This window comes from Streptomyces lydicamycinicus, from assembly GCF_000829715.2.
GTDB lineage: Bacteria > Actinomycetota > Actinomycetes > Streptomycetales > Streptomycetaceae > Streptomyces > Streptomyces lydicamycinicus.
This window is the reverse complement of record NZ_BBNO01000007.1, coordinates 608,761-623,612: the sequence shown is the minus strand read 5'-3', so window position 1 is coordinate 623,612 and position 14,852 is coordinate 608,761. Positions and strand designations below refer to the sequence as shown.

14 protein-coding genes are annotated in these 14,852 nt (G+C 71.4%); 5 read left to right on the top strand and 9 right to left on the bottom strand.

The genetic code is table 11. The features are described from left to right. Positions 1 to 4 precede the first annotated feature (4 nt). From ribD to TU31_RS25250, 3 genes are read right to left on the bottom strand one after another with little or no spacing between them, the layout of a single operon-like run. Positions 5 to 1,129: a bifunctional diaminohydroxyphosphoribosylaminopyrimidine deaminase/5-amino-6-(5-phosphoribosylamino)uracil reductase RibD gene (ribD, locus tag TU31_RS25260; RefSeq protein WP_245698696.1), complete on the bottom strand. Its 1,125-nt coding sequence runs from the start codon at positions 1,127 to 1,129 to the stop codon at positions 5 to 7. Continuing rightward, positions 1,126 to 1,812 carry a GTP cyclohydrolase II RibA gene (gene ribA, locus TU31_RS25255; protein ID WP_042158489.1) on the bottom strand — a complete coding sequence of 229 codons (687 nt, stop codon included), beginning with the start codon at positions 1,810 to 1,812 and terminating at the stop codon, positions 1,126 to 1,128. Before ribA ends, ribD begins: the two co-directional genes overlap by 4 nt. Before the next feature lie 10 nt (positions 1,813 to 1,822). Next, positions 1,823 to 3,541, bottom strand: coding sequence for a WD40 repeat domain-containing protein (locus TU31_RS25250; RefSeq protein WP_042158487.1), 1,719 nt, complete (start codon positions 3,539 to 3,541; stop codon positions 1,823 to 1,825). Between the two features lie 508 nt (positions 3,542 to 4,049). Between TU31_RS25250 and TU31_RS25245 the strand changes: the two genes are divergently transcribed. Both TU31_RS25245 and TU31_RS40645 read left to right on the top strand, forming a co-directional pair. Beyond that, complete coding sequence (locus TU31_RS25245) at positions 4,050 to 5,084, top strand: questin oxidase family protein (RefSeq protein ID WP_052719041.1); 1,035 nt, start codon at positions 4,050 to 4,052, stop codon at positions 5,082 to 5,084. Between the two features lie 37 nt (positions 5,085 to 5,121). After that, positions 5,122 to 5,763, top strand: coding sequence for an alpha-amylase family glycosyl hydrolase (locus TU31_RS40645; protein WP_370682759.1), 642 nt, complete (start codon positions 5,122 to 5,124; stop codon positions 5,761 to 5,763). Here the strand turns inward: TU31_RS40645 and TU31_RS25240 are convergent. After that, entirely contained in the window at positions 5,661 to 6,650 is a 990-nt protein-coding gene (locus tag TU31_RS25240; protein WP_042158485.1) for an ornithine cyclodeaminase family protein, read from the bottom strand. The genes TU31_RS40645 and TU31_RS25240 overlap by 103 nt on opposite strands. Before the next feature lie 473 nt (positions 6,651 to 7,123). Between TU31_RS25240 and TU31_RS25235 the strand changes: the two genes are divergently transcribed. Continuing rightward, entirely contained in the window at positions 7,124 to 7,459 is a 336-nt protein-coding gene (locus tag TU31_RS25235; RefSeq protein ID WP_042158482.1) for a hypothetical protein, read from the top strand. Between the two features lie 22 nt (positions 7,460 to 7,481). Here TU31_RS25235 and TU31_RS25230 read toward each other — a convergent pair whose 3' ends face one another. Continuing rightward, positions 7,482 to 8,810, bottom strand: a complete 1,329-nt coding sequence (locus tag TU31_RS25230) for a serine hydrolase domain-containing protein (protein ID WP_042158479.1) — start codon at positions 8,808 to 8,810, stop codon at positions 7,482 to 7,484. 341 nt (positions 8,811 to 9,151) lie between these two features. On the opposite strand from TU31_RS25230, the gene TU31_RS25225 reads away from it, so the two are divergent. Next, positions 9,152 to 9,409, top strand: coding sequence for a WhiB family transcriptional regulator (locus TU31_RS25225; RefSeq protein ID WP_042158476.1), 258 nt, complete (start codon positions 9,152 to 9,154; stop codon positions 9,407 to 9,409). 147 nt (positions 9,410 to 9,556) lie between these two features. Here TU31_RS25225 and TU31_RS25220 read toward each other — a convergent pair whose 3' ends face one another. From TU31_RS25220 to TU31_RS25205, 4 genes are read right to left on the bottom strand one after another with little or no spacing between them, the layout of a single operon-like run. Beyond that, positions 9,557 to 10,216, bottom strand: coding sequence for an NADPH-dependent FMN reductase (locus TU31_RS25220; protein WP_042158474.1), 660 nt, complete (start codon positions 10,214 to 10,216; stop codon positions 9,557 to 9,559). 36 nt (positions 10,217 to 10,252) lie between these two features. Next, positions 10,253 to 12,502, bottom strand: a complete 2,250-nt coding sequence (locus TU31_RS25215; RefSeq protein WP_042158471.1) for a xanthine dehydrogenase family protein molybdopterin-binding subunit — start codon at positions 12,500 to 12,502, stop codon at positions 10,253 to 10,255. Then, on the bottom strand, positions 12,499 to 13,497 hold the full coding sequence (locus TU31_RS25210) for an FAD binding domain-containing protein (protein WP_042158468.1): 999 nt from the start codon (positions 13,495 to 13,497) through the stop codon (positions 12,499 to 12,501). Before TU31_RS25210 ends, TU31_RS25215 begins: the two co-directional genes overlap by 4 nt. Before the next feature lies 1 nt (position 13,498). After that, the gene (locus TU31_RS25205; protein ID WP_042158466.1) at positions 13,499 to 14,035 is read right to left on the bottom strand and encodes a (2Fe-2S)-binding protein; all 537 of its coding nucleotides are present in this window, start codon (positions 14,033 to 14,035) and stop codon (positions 13,499 to 13,501) included. A 176-nt stretch (positions 14,036 to 14,211) separates the two neighbouring features. On the opposite strand from TU31_RS25205, the gene TU31_RS25200 reads away from it, so the two are divergent. Beyond that, positions 14,212 to 14,670: an RrF2 family transcriptional regulator gene (locus TU31_RS25200; protein ID WP_042158464.1), complete on the top strand. Its 459-nt coding sequence runs from the start codon at positions 14,212 to 14,214 to the stop codon at positions 14,668 to 14,670. Positions 14,671 to 14,852 lie beyond the last annotated feature (182 nt).

Below are 14,852 nucleotides of genomic sequence, written 5' to 3'. Positions count from 1 at the left end.
GCTCCTACTTCCTGCGGACGGGATCCGGCTCCAGTACGGTGCGTACGTCCTCGCCGACCCGGCGCACGCCGAGGACGCGGAAGCCCGGGGTCCCGGCGCAGGAAGGGACTTCGAGGCCGCGGACCGCGGGGGCGCCGTCCTGGCCGAGCAGTCGGGGGGCGCTGTACCAGATGACCCGGTCCACCAGCCCCTCGCCGAGGAGGGCACCGGCCAGCGTGGCCCCGCCCTCGACGAGCAGCGACCGGATACCCCGGTCGTACAGCGTGTGCAGGGCCTCGGTGAGATAGCGCGAGCCCGGGCCGATGGTGACCGGTTCGGCCGACCCGAGGGCGTGGTCCGCCGCCGGGCGGGTGGTGAGGATCCAGGTGGGGGCCGCGCCGTCGGAGGCGAGCCGGGAGCAGGCGGGGGTGCGCAGCCGGCGGTCGAAGACCACCCGGACCGGCTGCCGGGCACACGGGCGGCCGGCGGCGGTGCGTGCGGTGAGGGCGGGGTCGTCGGCCAGGACGGTGCTGCTGCCGACGGCGATCGCGTCGACCCGGGCCCGCAACCGGTGGGTGTCGCGGCGGGCGGGCGGACCGGTGATCCAGCGGCTGGATCCGTCGCGTGCGGCGATCCGCCCGTCGAGGGTGGTGGCGAGTTTGAGAGTGACATGCGGCCGCCGGGTGACCACCGCGGTCAGCCAGGCGTGATTGGCCTCCGCGGCCTGCTCCGCGAGGAGGCCGGAGCGCACCTCGGCCCCGGAGCGGCACAGCGCGGAGGCGCCCTCGCCGGAGAGGGTGGGGTCGGATACGGCGTAGATCACCCGGCGGATGCCGGCCCGGAGCAGTGCCCGGGTGCAGGGGCCGGTGCGGCCCTGCCGGCTGCACGGTTCGAGGGTGACCAGGGCGGTGCCGCCCTCGGCGCGGGAGCCCGCGGCGCGCAGTGCGTGGACCTCGGCGTGCGGTCCGCCGGCCTTCCGGTGCCACCCCTCCCCTGCCGTCCGGCCGTTGGGGTCGAGGATCACCGCCCCGACGACCGGGTTCGGTGCCACCGTGCCGAGCCCGCGCCGGGCCAGCGTCACGGCGCGGCGCATCGCGGCCCGCTCGCCGTCGGAGAAGGCCGGGCCGGCCTCGGACCCGTCCGGGGTCACTGCGGCACCTGCCCCGGGAGGGCCGCCCGCAGCCCGGTGACCTGCTGTGCCGTGCCCAGCGCGTCGAGATGGCCCATCAGCCGGTCCTTGACTTCCAGATAGGCCTCGTTGAAGGGGGTGCGGAAGCCGCCGAGCGGGACCCGGTCCTCGACCACCGTCCCTTGCGCGGCGAGCTGGGCGACCTTCTCCGGGTTGTTCGTCATCAGGCGTACCCGGGTGATGCCCAGGTGGCGCAGGCAGTCGGCGGCCATCCGGAAGTCCCGGCCCTCCGCCGGGAAGCCGAGGGCGAGGTTGGCGCTGATGGTGTCGTGCCCCACCGACTGGAGCGCATAGGCACGGATCTTGTTCGCCAGTCCGATGCCCCGCCCTTCCTGCCGGAGCATATAGACGAGCACACCGTTGTACGACCGGACGATGGCGGCCAGCGCGGCGGAGAGCTGGGGCCCGCAGTCGCACTTCTCGGAGCCGAGGACATCGCCGGTGAAGCAGGCACTGTGGATCCGCACGAGCGGCGGGGCGGCGGATTCGCTGCGTGGTGCGAGGGTCCGCAGGGTGACCACTTCTTCCGTCTCCCCGCCGTCCGCGCCGACCTGCCCGAAGACGGTCAGCTGCATCAGGGTGGCGCCGACCGGGACCGGGGCGCTGGCGAGGCGGACCACCACCGCCTCATCGGATGTCGTCATCGGGCGGCCCCTACCGGTTCCGGGCGGACGGCACGGCGGCGGCCGCCTCGATGCCGTAGACCCGGCCGTCGTAGGAGGAGGCCAGGAACCGGCCCGGTGAGCCGGCCGGGGCCAGTGCCGAGATCCCGGCGGTCGTGGGACGTTCGTCGCACACCCAGGTGCCGGCCGCGGGGTCGTGGACGGCGACCCGTCCGTGGTAGCCGCCCGTCGCGATCAGTCCGGTGAGCGGGTCGACCGCGACGCACTTGATGCTGTTGCGGTGCGGGGTCGTCACCACGGCCTGTTCCTCACCGGCGGCGGTCCAGATCCGGAGCGTCAGATCGCGGCCCACGCTGACGAAACGGCCGTCCGGCAGGGCGTCCGCGGCATTGGCTATACGGGCGTGTGCCGCTTCCTTCGCGGCCAGGAGTTTCAGGTCCGGCAGGGTGTGCCACCTCGCGGCGCCGGTGGCGCAGACGCTGAAGAGCACCTCGCCCTGGACGGCGACCCCCTTGACGGCGTTGTCCTGGATGCGCCGCACATCGACCAGCTTCAGTCCGGTGCCGTCCACATCCCGCAGGACCAGTGCCTCACCGGTGTAGGTGCCGACGATCAGCATCTCACCGTCCGAAGTGGCATGGACGGCAGCGCAGTTGAGCGGGGAGCGGTGCTGGTACAGCAGGGCGCCGGTGGTCGCGTCGTACAGGGCGCCCAGCTGGCCGCCGCTGACGACGGTGCCCGCGACCGGGGTGACGAAGTTGCAGCAGCTGCCGAGTTCGGCCACCACCTCGTCGTCCCGCCGGACCGTGCCGCTGTCGCCCACCGTGAACCGTCCTGCGGGGGTGCTCGCGACCGCGTTGAGTCCCGGTGTGGGCTCGACGGCGGTCAGGTCCCAGGTCCCGCCGTCCCGGTCGAAGACCGCGTAACTGGAGCCGAAGGTGCCGAAGACCCAGCGGGTGGCGCTCAGCTTGGCGCAGGAGCGCAGCCAGACGTCGGCCGGTACCTCGCTCGTCAGCAGATGCGCCGGGTCCCCGCCCTGGTCCAGGCGCCACAGCCGTACGGTGCGGTCGTAGCTGGAGCTGAGCAGAATGCCGCCCTCGGCGTCGTACGCGAGCCGCTTGATGCCGGCGTCGTGCACCCGGTGGCGCCGCGTCCCGGACGGGTCGACCAGGATCAGCTCGCCCTCGTCGTTGCCGAGCGCGAAGCTGTCCACCCCCAGGACCGCGACGGTGTCCGTTTCGACGTCCCCGAGGTCGATGGTGCGCAGCAGGGTGCCGTCGGCGCTGTCCCAGCGGCGGACCGTTCCGTCGTCGCTGGTGGTCACCAACTCGGTGCCGTTCCGCACCCATTCGACGGACAGCACGTCCGCCTCATGCCCTTCCAGCCGGTGGATCAGCCGGCCGTCCAGGTCATAGATGCGGGCGAGGTGATCGCGGGAGGCCGTCGCCACCCGGGTTTCGTCGGGGGAGATCACGGTCGTCTCCACGTCGTCCTTCTGGTCCGTGAGCACCGTGATGAGACGCAGATCGGGCACGGACCATAAACGGGCGGAGTAGTCGCTGCTCGATGTCACCACGATCCGGCCGGACGCGGAGAACCGGCACTGGTTGGCAAGGTGGTCGTGGCGCGCCTCGGTAATGGCGGTATGGGTCACCGCATTCCAGAGAATTACCCGGTTGTCATAGCCGGCGGTCACCACCAGGTCGCCATGTGCATCGATTCCACTGATCGGCGAAGTGTGCTTGATCATGCATTCTCCTCGTCGTTACGTATCCGACCCCGCAATGGGCATACCGGTGCGCCCGTGCGGAGGTATGGCACCACAGCGGATGGTGGGCGATAACGCCGAATGACCAGCCGGCGAGACTCACGCCAACGAAAAAGAAATCAAAATCGACCAGCGACTAAATGGGGCCCATTCCGGGCCGAAGCAGGACACTAGTTTTTGTCACATGCCCACGTCAACGGCGATTGGCCAACTGTCTTGATTTCACTGGCTTGTGCCGACGAAAAGCAGCCCCTGAATCGCGCCAAGATCCAATGCACGGACTCGCCGCCCGCACCGCACCAGCCTGGACGATCCCGTGCCAACCCGCCCGCACCACGTTGTACGCCCCTGCCGGAATCCGCTCACCCGTGCCGCACAATGCCGGACGACACACCACCCACCCACTCTGGAATCCGGCCAATATGGCGGGTCATATTGCTGAACAGCCCGTCGCGTCCTTCCATGAAGAGGAATCGATCTAGGGGGCACAGTGAACGACCTGGACGGCGCACTGAAGTACCTCAGCAACTCCGGCCCCGAGTTCGGCCCCGGGGTGAGCAATCACGGCCCCATGGCGGCGGAGGCCCTGGGACAGCTCGGGCACTCCGCGGCGATCGGGGCGTGGGTGAGCTCGTACCGCAAGGTGCTCTACGAGGACACCTACGGACGATTCCAGGAGATCACCCACGACAACTGGCGCCCGGCCCTGGGCAATATGCGGCTCCTGGGGGACTGGACCGAATTCTTCCGGCGGGAGCTGGCCGGTGCCGCCTGGACCGATGTGCTCGCCCGCTGGTGGCCCCGGCTGCTGCCGGGCTTCGCCGCGGGGGGCGGCCATGGCGTCATCCGCACCGGGCACGCGGTGCGGATGCTCAAGGAATCCACCGGTCCATGGCGCATCGAGGAGCTCGCCCGTGGGCTCGGCTACTGGGCCGCCCGCTACCAGGAGCTCCCCGAGGAACCGTCCACCCCGCGCAAACGGGATCTGGCGCAGGCATGGGAGGCGGTCCCCAAGCTGCGCAGCGACCAGGGCATGGGCATGATCTTCCGGATCCGGCTCGAAACGGTGTGGCTCGAACCGGACTTCGCGCCGGCCGTGGATTCCCTGCTCCCCGAGGACGACGCCGACCGGGCGCTGAGCCGGCTCACCAGGGCCGCCGCCGGGAGCTACCTCACCGATGAGCACAAGACCCCGATGGCCTTCGTGCACGCCCTCACCACCCCCGCCGCGGTACGCCTCGTGCTGCCGAGCCTGCCCGCCGAACTCCACTGGCCCAGCGTCGCCGCCGCGGTCCGCTTCTCGGCCGCCATCCGCAGCGCGTACGGCACGGGACGACGCGAGCACCACCCCGAGGAGCCGGTCCAGGACTACGTCACGCTCGCCGAACGCGCCCTGGCGACCGAGGACCCGCACGCCATCAAGTATGTGGAGGCCTGCCGCCGGGAGGACCGGCTGAGCCCCGATCCGTCGTACGCGATCGCCGCGACCGACTGGGTCCGGCGCTGCGAGACCGGATCCTTCTGAACGCGACCGGACACACACCCCGCACCCCGCACTCCTGGTGGCAGGACGCATTGATCCACCACGTCTAGCCACGGAGTTTCCTCGACACCGACGGCGTGGGCGATCTGCGCGGTATCAGCCACCGGATTCCCTCTCTCGCGTGGCCAGGAATCGACACGCTGTGGCTTCACCGTTCTTCTCCTCCCCCATGGAGGATTTGGGATACGACCTCCAGGATCACACCACGATCGATTCCCTCTTCGGTGACATGGCGGACTTCCACACCGGCCGCGCTCAGCACTATCTGCACTCCGGGTCCGCTGCCCCGGCGGCCGAGGAAAACGGATATGGCCGCGCTTCAACGGGCGGGCAAGAAAGCCGCAAGGCCCGCCCCCACTCACCGTCACTCTTCCCACAACGGGAGGGGACGGGCCGGAGGGGCCTGGTGTGTGGACGTAAAGCGAAGCAGTCCACACACCAGGCCCCGGAGGCCCGTCACCGCACCCACAAACCACCCAGCCCGCCGCAGGCGCAACGGCGAGCAACCACCACGGCGGGAAAGCCAAAAACGTGGGGAGACAAAAGGCCGCCGCCCCCTCACTCCAGCCCGATCTCCACCCCCACCGACCGCTCCCGGGCGGCCGCGACGACCAGGGCCGCGGCCGCGGCGTCCTGCACCGCCACCCCGACGGACTTGTAGAGGGTGATCTGCTGGTCCGAGGAGCGGCCCGGCTTGTTGCCCGCGAGGAGTTCCCCCAGCTCGGCGTGCACATGTCCCTCGGTGATGACGCCGTCGCGGAGGGGGCTCAGCAGATCGTTGCTGCCGGCGGGGAAGGGGGCCAGCGCCGCCTGCCGCGACTCGACGCACACCAGCGCTTCGGCGACCGTGGCATCGTCGATCTCCCGGCCATCCGGGTTGAAGCCCACCGAGGTCACATGCACTCCTGGTGTCAGCCAGGCACGGCGGATGACGGGCTCGACGGAGTGGGTGGTCGCGGCGGCGATATCGGCCCCGTCGAGCGCCTCGGCCCAGGTGGCCGCCGCCTCGACGGGTACCCGGAGTGCGGCGGACAGTTCGCCGGCCAGCGCGGCCGCCTTCGTCCGGTCGCGGCCGGCCACCCGGATCCGCCGGATCGGGCGCACCCGGCACATCGCCTCGGCGTGCGACCTGGCCTGGGCGCCGGTGCCCAGAACGGCCAGCACCGAGGCGTCCTCACGGGCCAGCAGGCGCGCCGAGAGCGCCGAACCGGCGGCGGTCCGGGCCGCGGTGATCGCCGTACCGTCCAGCAGCGCCGTGGGCTCTCCGGTGTGCGGGTCGAAGACGACGATCAGCGCCTGGTGGGTCGGCACGGGGGTCCCGCCGTTGTGCGGGAAGACGGAGACCAGCTTGCTCATGAGCACACCGGCCGACGGAACGAGGCCCGGCATGGCCGCCAGGAAGCCGTCCCGCTCCGGTACCGTCACGGCGACGCGGTCCGGGGCGGAAGCCCGGCCCGCGCTGAGATCCGTCATGGCCGACGCCAGCGCGTCGATCAGCGCATCCACATCGAGCAGCGCCTCGACCTGCGAACGCCCCAGTACCAGCATCCGGCTCCACCTCCTGATCAGAGCTGCCCGGCCGACTGCGCCGGGCCGAGGAACCGACCGTAGTCCCTCCCTGCGTTCCCGTCTGCGCGCAGGACCCCGGCCCCTTGACCGCGCCCTGATCCCGGACGCCGGCCGTCTCCACGAGGTGGCCCCCGAGCTGTTTGCCGCTGACCGGCTCGGCGATCCAGCGGGCCGGGCGGTTCGCCGTCGAGCCCGGAGCGGCGGCCGGACCGGTGGCCGGACCGGCCTCCAACCGGGCGCGCTCAGCGCGGCTTCGGGCCGGCCTGACGCCCCCGCGACAGCATGCCGGTGAGTCACCGCTCGCCACTCAAAGCCACCGGCTCCCTTCCTCCTGATCTGAGGTAAATTTTACTTATGCCGCTTTTATCTGGATCGACTGCGTGCTCGTCACGGTGCCGCCGGGGAGCGCCCCGTCACGAGCCGCGGAGCTTCGGAGAGGAGATGTGGACCCCATGCGGGCACAGCAGGTGAGGCGCTCCTTCGCGACGGCGCTGGCGGGCGCGCTGCTGGCCGGCGGAGCCGCCGTCGGGACCGCGGGCATGTCGGCGGCGGCGACTCCCGCCGCACCGGCCACGACCACCGCGGCCGGCCAGCAGATTCATGCCAAGTGCAGCTGGCACCCCGGCCACTGGACCAAGCACTGGCACAAGGGGCACTGGGAGTACCGGTGGCACTCGGGCTGGTATGACAGCCACCACCACTGGCACAAGGGGCACTGGAGCAAGCACTGGCACCCCGGCCACTGGGAGAAGCAGTGGCACAAGGGGCACTACAGCTGTAACCGCTGAGGCGCCCTGCGGGGGCGGGTGTTCAGGCCGGGGCCAGGGTGCAGGAGTGGCTCAGGAAGTTGCCGAGCCGGCCCTCGGTATCGCCGTTCTTGTAGGCGTGGGCCTCACCGGTCAGCGCACCGTCGGCGAGCCGGAGGACCAGTCCCAGCTCCGGACTGTTGATCCGGGCGTCGGCGGTCGGTAGCTGCAACGGGAAGGAGGCGCGCAGGTCCCAGGCCACCGTGGCGGTCGCCGGAGCGGTGGCGCGCACGCCGTCCAGCCGGAGGGCGACCTGACGGTCCGGCAGCACGCGGAGGGTGAGCGGCACCTCCCGCTCGGGTGCGCTGATCCGGCCCGTCCAGTCGCCCTCCGGCAGCGTCATCGGGCGCGCCGGATCAGCGATCAGGGGCGTGATCGCCTCGGGGGTGCAGTCCGGGGCCAGTTCATCCAGCACGTATCGGAGGATCGCGTCGCGGGCCGCCTTGTTCGTGGAGTTGGTGAGCACCGCGACGGAGAGCAGCCGCTCGGGTACCGCGACGGCCATCGCGGCCACGCCGGGGCCGCCACCGCCGTGGCTCTGCACCAGTGGCCCGTCGCCCGAGGACAGGCACCAGCCGAGCCCGTACCCCAGATGCTCATTGACCGGCAGCGCGTGCCGGACGGCCGCCGCGGTCTCCGGCTTCAGCAGCCGGTCGTACGACTGGGCGAACAGCGCCAGCTCACCAGCCGGGGCCCAGCCGAGGGTGGCGCCCGGGTGGCTGCAATCGTAGGCGGGGTAGGCCCGGCCGTCGGGCGTGTACTTCCGCGCCGACGGTCCCGGGCCCGGGTACACCCGCGCGAGACGGCAGCCGGTGAGCCCGAGCGGCGCGAAGACCCGTTCGCGGAGGCAGGCGCCCAGTTCCTGGCCGGTGGCCTGCTCCAGCAGCCGGCCGAGGAGGCGGTAGCCGAGGTTGGCGTAGCCGAAGCCGGTGCCCGGCGCGCGGGAGGGCACGGCGTAGCGGTCCGGGTCAGGCACCCGCTCGCCGTCGCCGTAGTCCCAGTCGTAGTACGCACCCAAACCGCCCCGGTGCTGGAGCAGTTGGCGTGCGGTGGGGGCCGGCCCGCGCTCGGCGGCCGGCAGCGGAACGGGAGCGTCCAGGTCCAGGAGTCCTTCGTCGGCCGCATGACAGACGGCGGTTGCCGTCATCGGCTTGGTGACGGACGCCAGCCCGTACACCGTCTCCGGCGTGGCCGGGCGGCCGGTGGCGAGATCGGCCGTCCCGTAGGCCGCGGCGCGCACCACCTCGCCGCGCTCGGCCACCGCGACGGAGACCGACGGACACCCGTGCTCCGTCAGCACCTCGGTGCAGAACTCGCTCAGCCCGTCCAGCATGCCGCCCCTCTCCGTCGCCCCTCTTGCATATCAGTTCACGGTTGTTCACGGGAGTCAAGATGCCTGGTCGCAGGGCGTCTTGGCCCCAGGCCCTCGCGGTCTCGGGCCGTTCGGCCGGGTGCCGGACGCGGTCCCTGGCCGTGGCCGTGCCGGGCCGGAATGTGAGCGATTCGGGGAGGAATGTGATCGTTGGGAACGGCGGCGCATTGTGGGCGCAGGATCGGGCACGCGAGGACAGCAGGCGTCCGGGTAAGGAGGCTGCCGAAGCAGCCGGCCGACCCGGTGAAGCCGTGCCGCACTGCCCATCAACCGCGCCCCGCCGCGGAGAACGGAGGTTACTCATGGACTGGCGTCACGACGCGGTGTGCCGCGAAGCGGACCCGGAGCTGTTCTTTCCCGTCGGCAACACAGGTCCCGCGCTGCTCCAGATCGAGGAGGCCAAGGCCGTCTGCCACCGCTGCCCGGTGATGGGGCAGTGCCTCCAATGGGCACTCGAATCCCGGCAGGACACGGGTGTCTGGGGCGGCATGAGCGAGGACGAGCGGCGCGCCATGCGGCGCCGGGCCGCCCGGCACCGGGCTCGGCTTGCCTCCGCCTAGGGAGGCCGTGGGGGCACTCGTTCCGACGGGTGCCGCACCGGTACGGCGTCCCCGCACGTGTCAGGGGGCGGTAGCGGCATGAGGTCCGCTGCCGCCCCTTTGTCACGGCGCGCGCAAGGGGCCGGAGAGCCGCCGTCGGACGTCCGCTCAGCCCTCCGCCCGCTGGGTGACGGGGGCCCCGGTACGGTCCCCCGGGAACTCGTACCACCGGCGCTGTAGACAGACGTAGCGCACATCGGCCTCGACGAGACGGAGGAAGGCGTCGACGGTCTCCTCCAGGCGCGTTTGCAGTGCGGGGTCGGTCAGCTGCCCGTCCTCGGTGAAGCCCTGGTGGGCCGAGGCCAGGCTGAACATGTCCGGGTAGACGCGGGTGCCGAGATGTTCCAGCGGAACCCGTAGCGCCCACAGTCCCCGGTTGCCGCCGACCAGGGACGGGGAGGCGGAGACGAGCAGCGCGTGCTTGGTCTTGAAGGGCTGCGGCCGGACCCGGGAGACCCAGTCGATCGCGTTCTTCACCACTCCCGGTACGGAGGCGTTGTACTCGGGTGAGGAGAGCACGAAGGCGTCGCACCGCTCCAGCCGGTCGCGAAGTGCCAGTGCGCCGTCCGGCAGCCCTTGGGTCTCCTCCACATCACCGTCGTACAGCGGCATGTCGAATTCCCGCATCCTGGCGAGATCCACGGTGGCGCCGGCCGTGGTCACCATCCGGGCCACAAGGGAGGCCAGGCGGGCGTTGGTCGATCCGGTGCGCATCGAGGCACCGAGAACGAGTACCCGCAGCGGGCCGGGGTGTGCGTCCGTGGGCATGGTGACGTCCTTCCTTCGCCGGCGGGCCGGTCGCCCCTACAGCAGGTGCTCGATCCTGATCGGCAGTTCCCTGGCCCGGTATCCGGTGGCGTGGAAGACGGCGTTGGCGATGGCCGCCGCCGCGCCGACCATGCCGACTTCGCCGAGGCCCTTGACGCCGAGCGGGTTGACGACGGTGTCCGGCACTTCCACGAACTCGACGGCGACGTCGGGGGCGTCGGCGTTGACCGGCACCAGGTACTCGCCGAGGCTCGCGTTCGCCCAGCGGCCGTCGCGGGGGTCGGTCGAACTGCCTTCGAGCAGCGCCTGGCCGAGGCCCCAGAGCATGCCGCCGACGACCTGACTGCGGGCCGTCTTGGCGTTGAGGACCCGGCCGGGGGCGAAGGCACCGACCATACGGCGCACCCGGACCGTACCGAGGTCCGGGTCGACGGCGACCTCGGCGAACTGGGCGCCGAAGGTGGCCAGCCCGTACGGGAGATCCTGCGGTGGCGGGCTCCAGCTGCCCAGTGCCTCCAGGTCGGTCATGAAGTGACGCGCCATCAGGGAGCGGTAGCTCTCCCCCGTGTCGGGCCGGTCCCTCAGCTGCATCCGGCCCTCGCGGACGACGACGGTGGCAGGGTCCGCCTGGTGCAGCGGGGAGCCGGGGTCGGCGATCGCCTGCTCGATCATCTGGTCGCGGAGCGTGGTGGCGGCCGTGTACACCGCGGCGCTGATCATTCCGGCGCCGGCCGAGCCGACCGCGGCCGCGACGTTGGGCAGGTCGGTGTCGCCGTACTCGAACCGGACGTTCCGCAGCGCGACGCCGAGGCCGTCGGCGGCGACCTGGGTCATGGCGGTGCCCGCTCCGGTGCCGAACTCCTGGGTGCCGGCCTGCACCACCGCGGTGCCGTCGGCGTAGAGCCGGGCCCGGGCACGCTGCGGCTGCATGGGGAAGAGCACGGGGTAGCCGGCGGTGGCCATGCCCTTGCCGATGAGCCGGTTGCCGTCCCGTTCGGAGCGGGGTTCGGGGTTGCGCGACTGCCAGTCGAAGCGGGCCGCGCCGCGTCGGTAGCACTCCTCCGCACCGTCGCTCGACCAGGGGTGGCCGGTGTGCGGGTCGGCCTCGGCGTGGTTGCGCAGCCGCAGTTGCACCGGGTCGACGCCGATGCGGTGGGCGAGCTCGTCCATCACGCATTCCATGGCGTACATGCCCGTGGTCTCGCCGGGGCCGCGGGTGAAGGTGGGTGTCATGGTGTTGCTGCGGATCAGCCGGTAGACGCCCTCGTAGTGGGGGCAGGCGTAGACCTGGCCGGCCATGCCGAGCGAGGGTTCGGCCCATTCGTCGAAGGGCGAGGTCAGCGAGAGCTTGTGGTGGCGCAGGGCGGTGAGCCGGCCGTCGTCGGTCGCCCCGAGTTCGATGCGCTGTTCCTGCTCCTCGCGGTGGCCGCAGGAGGTGAACATCTGCTCCCGGGTGAGCGCCAGTTTGACGGGCCGGCCCACCTCCCGCGCGGCCAGCGCCGCCAGGGTGACATGCGGCCAGATCATGGCTTTGCAGCCGAATCCCCCGCCGACGAACGACGCCCGGACCCGTACCTTCGACGGCGGGATGCCCAGCAGTGCGGCCACGGTGCTCTGGGTCGCCACGATGCCCTGGGTGGCGTCGTAGAGGGTGAGCCGGTCGCCGTCCCAGACGGCTGTGGTGGCCGACGGCTCGATGGGGTTGTGGTGGTTGGCCGCGAAATGGAAGGTGGCATCGAGGCGTTGGGTCGCGGCCTGGAAACCGGCTTCGACATCGCCGCGCACACTGCGGGCGGGAAGGAACCCGGCGAAGATCGCCTCGGGTTCATAGGCCTGGTCCCGGCCCTCGTCCAGAGTGGTGACGGACGGACGCCGGTCGTAGTCGACATGGAGCTGCCGGGCCGCGAAGTGGGCGCGTTCGAGCGAGTCCGCGATGACGACGGCGACGGGCTGACCGAAGTAGTGGACGACATCGTCCTGAAGCGGGAAGAAGCTCTCCCCCGGGGCGGCATGGCCGGCCAGGGACGGCAGCAGAGCGGGCCGGCCGGCGATTTTCGGCAGGTTCTGGTGGGTCAGTACGGCGAGTACACCGTCGGCGCGCTCCGCGGCCTCCGTGCGGATGCCGGTGATCCGCCCGCTGGCCGTACGGGCGCCGACCAGGGCGGCGTACGCGGTGTTGGGCAGGGTGATCTCCGCCGAGTAGCGGCCGTGTCCGGTGACTTTGGCGGGACCGTCGACGCGATCGACGGGCCGGCCGATGGCTTCGAGGGTGGCGCCGGTGGTCATGCCGTCCCGCCTCCGGTCGTGGCAACGGTGCGCAGGGCGCGGACGAGGGTCCGCCGGGCGAGTTCCGCCTTGAAAGCGTTCATCGGCCGGGTGTCGGCGGGGGCCAGTTCGGCGGTCGCGGCCCGGGTGAACGCGGCGTCGTCGGCGCGCTCGCCCACGAGGACGTCCTCGGCCCGGCGGGCGCGCCACGGCTTGGTGGCCACCCCGCCGAGGGCGAGCCGGACCTCGCGGACCACTCCGTCCTCCAGCGCGAGCGCCACCGCCGCCGAGGCGAGGGCGAATTCGTAGGACTCACGGTCGCGCACCTTCAGATACAGCGATCTGCGCGCCATGGGGAGCGCGGGCACCTCGATCGCGGTGATGAGTTCGCCGGGCGTGAGCGGGTGTTCGCGCTCGGGCGTATCGCCGGGGAGCAGGAAGAAGTCGTCGACGGGGATGGTGCGGGCGCCGTCCATGCCTTCCACGTGCACCACGGCGTCCAGGGCGACGAGGGCGACGGCCAGGTCGGAGGGGTGGGTGGCGATGCAGTGCTCGCTCGTGCCGAGGACCGCATGGCCGCGGTGGACGCCCTCCAGTGCGGAACAGCCGCTCCCCGGAACGCGTTTGTTGCAGGCCGATTCGGGGTCGCGGTAGTAGGCGCACCGCACCCGCTGCATCAGGTTCCCGCCCATGGAGGCCATGTGCCGCAGCTGGGCGGAGGCCCCGAGAAGCAGTGCCTGGGACAGCATCGGGAAGCGCTCCACGACCGCTCGGTCCTCGGCGACCTCGCTCATCCGGGCCAGGGCGCCGATGAGCAGTCCCCCGTCGGCACGCTCCTCGACGCCGGTCAGCGGCAGCCGGTTGATGTCCACCAGACGATGCGGCCGCAGCACATCCAGCCGCAGCAGATCGATTTCCGTGGTGCCGCCCGCGAGGAAGGAACTGCCGGGGTCACTCGTCACCGCCTCGACGGCGCTGTGCACGTCCGTCGCGCGGGTGTAGCTGATGGCACGCACCTCACTGTCCTGTCTTCCGGTCCCGCACCTCGCGGATGGCGGAGCGGATAGGGGGATAGGCCGCGCAGCGGCAGATGTTGCCGCTCATCCACTCGGCGATCTCCGCGTCGGTCCCGGCATGTCCTTCGTTCAGCAGCGCGACGGCCGACATGATCTGTCCCGGCGTGCAATAGCCGCACTGGAAGGCGTCGTGTTCGAGGAAGGCGCGTTGCATCGGGTGCAGCTCATCGCCCTCGGCGAGGCCCTCGATGGTGGTCACCTCCCGGCCTTCGCAGCTGATGGCCAGGGTCAGACAGGACAGCACCCGGCGGCCGTCGACCCAGACCGTGCACGCACCGCAGGTTCCCTGGTCACAGCCCTTTTTGGAGCCGGTGAGGGCCATCTGCTCGCGCAGCGCGTCCAGCAGGCTCACCCGTGGTTCCAGATGCACGACCCGGGAGACACCGTTGACGTCGAGGGCCACCTTCACGCTGCCCGGCCCTCGCGTCTCCAGGACGGCGGGCTGGGTGACGGGTATCGGCGCGCCTTTGTCTGCCACGACACTCACCTCGGAGTCGATGCCGTGAGTCCATGCCGTATGTCGAGCCTCCGTCCGGTCGTCCGGGCTCGCAACCGGACGGCGGAGACGTGCCGGGCGGCCGGCGCCCGGGCACCCGGCGGATCCGCGCCGGGCCCCCTGCGGGATGCCGGGTCCGCTGCGGGATAATGCGGAGCATGCGGATCTCAGCCAGAGCGGACTATGCCGTGCGTGCCGCACTGCAACTCGCTGACGCCCGGGACGCGGGGCCGCTCAAGGCGGAGGCCATCGCCCAGGCCCAGGACATTCCGCACAAGTTCCTCGAAGGCATTCTGAACGATATGCGCCGGGGCGGGCTGGTGCAGAGCCGCCGCGGCGGCAGCGGCGGCTACCGGCTGGCCAGGCCCGCGGAGGCGATCAGCATCGCGGATGTCATCCGGGTCGTGGACGGACCGCTGGTGTCGGTACGCGGAGTCCGCCCGCCGGAGCTGTCCTACACCGGCCCCGCCCGGTCCCTGCTGCCGCTGTGGATCGCGCTGCGGGCGAACGTCCGCGAAATCCTCGACGGCGTGACCCTGGCCGATGTCGCCTCCGCCGAGCTGCCGCCGCAGGTGGCGGAGCTGACCGAGCATCCCGAGTCCTGGACGAATCCCTAACGGATGTCGTTCGGAGCGAGGCGCGTCCGGAGCGCGGCGCGTCCGGACCATGTCCCGTATGCCAAGACGCGCTTGTCCATCCCTTGAACGCCCCTTGATCCGTCCACGGCCCTGGAAGCATTCTTTCCCTACCAATCCAGTGGGAAAACTAGGGAAGCCAGGAGGTGGGCGTGCCCGCACCG

Excerpts from the sequence above, each read along its gene's own strand:
- ribA (WP_042158489.1), bottom strand. The coding sequence starts at position 1,812 with ATGACGACATCCGATGAGGCGGTGGTGGTCCGCCTCGCCAGCGCCCCG.
- TU31_RS25250 (WP_042158487.1), bottom strand. The coding sequence starts at position 3,541 with ATGATCAAGCACACTTCGCCGATCAGTGGAATCGATGCACATGGCGAC.
- TU31_RS25240 (WP_042158485.1), bottom strand. The coding sequence starts at position 6,650 with ATGCTGGTACTGGGGCGTTCGCAGGTCGAGGCGCTGCTCGATGTGGAT.
- TU31_RS25235 (WP_042158482.1), top strand. The coding sequence starts at position 7,124 with ATGCGGGCACAGCAGGTGAGGCGCTCCTTCGCGACGGCGCTGGCGGGC.
- TU31_RS25230 (WP_042158479.1), bottom strand. The coding sequence starts at position 8,810 with ATGCTGGACGGGCTGAGCGAGTTCTGCACCGAGGTGCTGACGGAGCAC.
- TU31_RS25225 (WP_042158476.1), top strand. The coding sequence starts at position 9,152 with ATGGACTGGCGTCACGACGCGGTGTGCCGCGAAGCGGACCCGGAGCTG.
- TU31_RS25220 (WP_042158474.1), bottom strand. The coding sequence starts at position 10,216 with ATGCCCACGGACGCACACCCCGGCCCGCTGCGGGTACTCGTTCTCGGT.
- TU31_RS25215 (WP_042158471.1), bottom strand. The coding sequence starts at position 12,502 with ATGACCACCGGCGCCACCCTCGAAGCCATCGGCCGGCCCGTCGATCGC.
- TU31_RS25200 (WP_042158464.1), top strand. The coding sequence starts at position 14,212 with ATGCGGATCTCAGCCAGAGCGGACTATGCCGTGCGTGCCGCACTGCAA.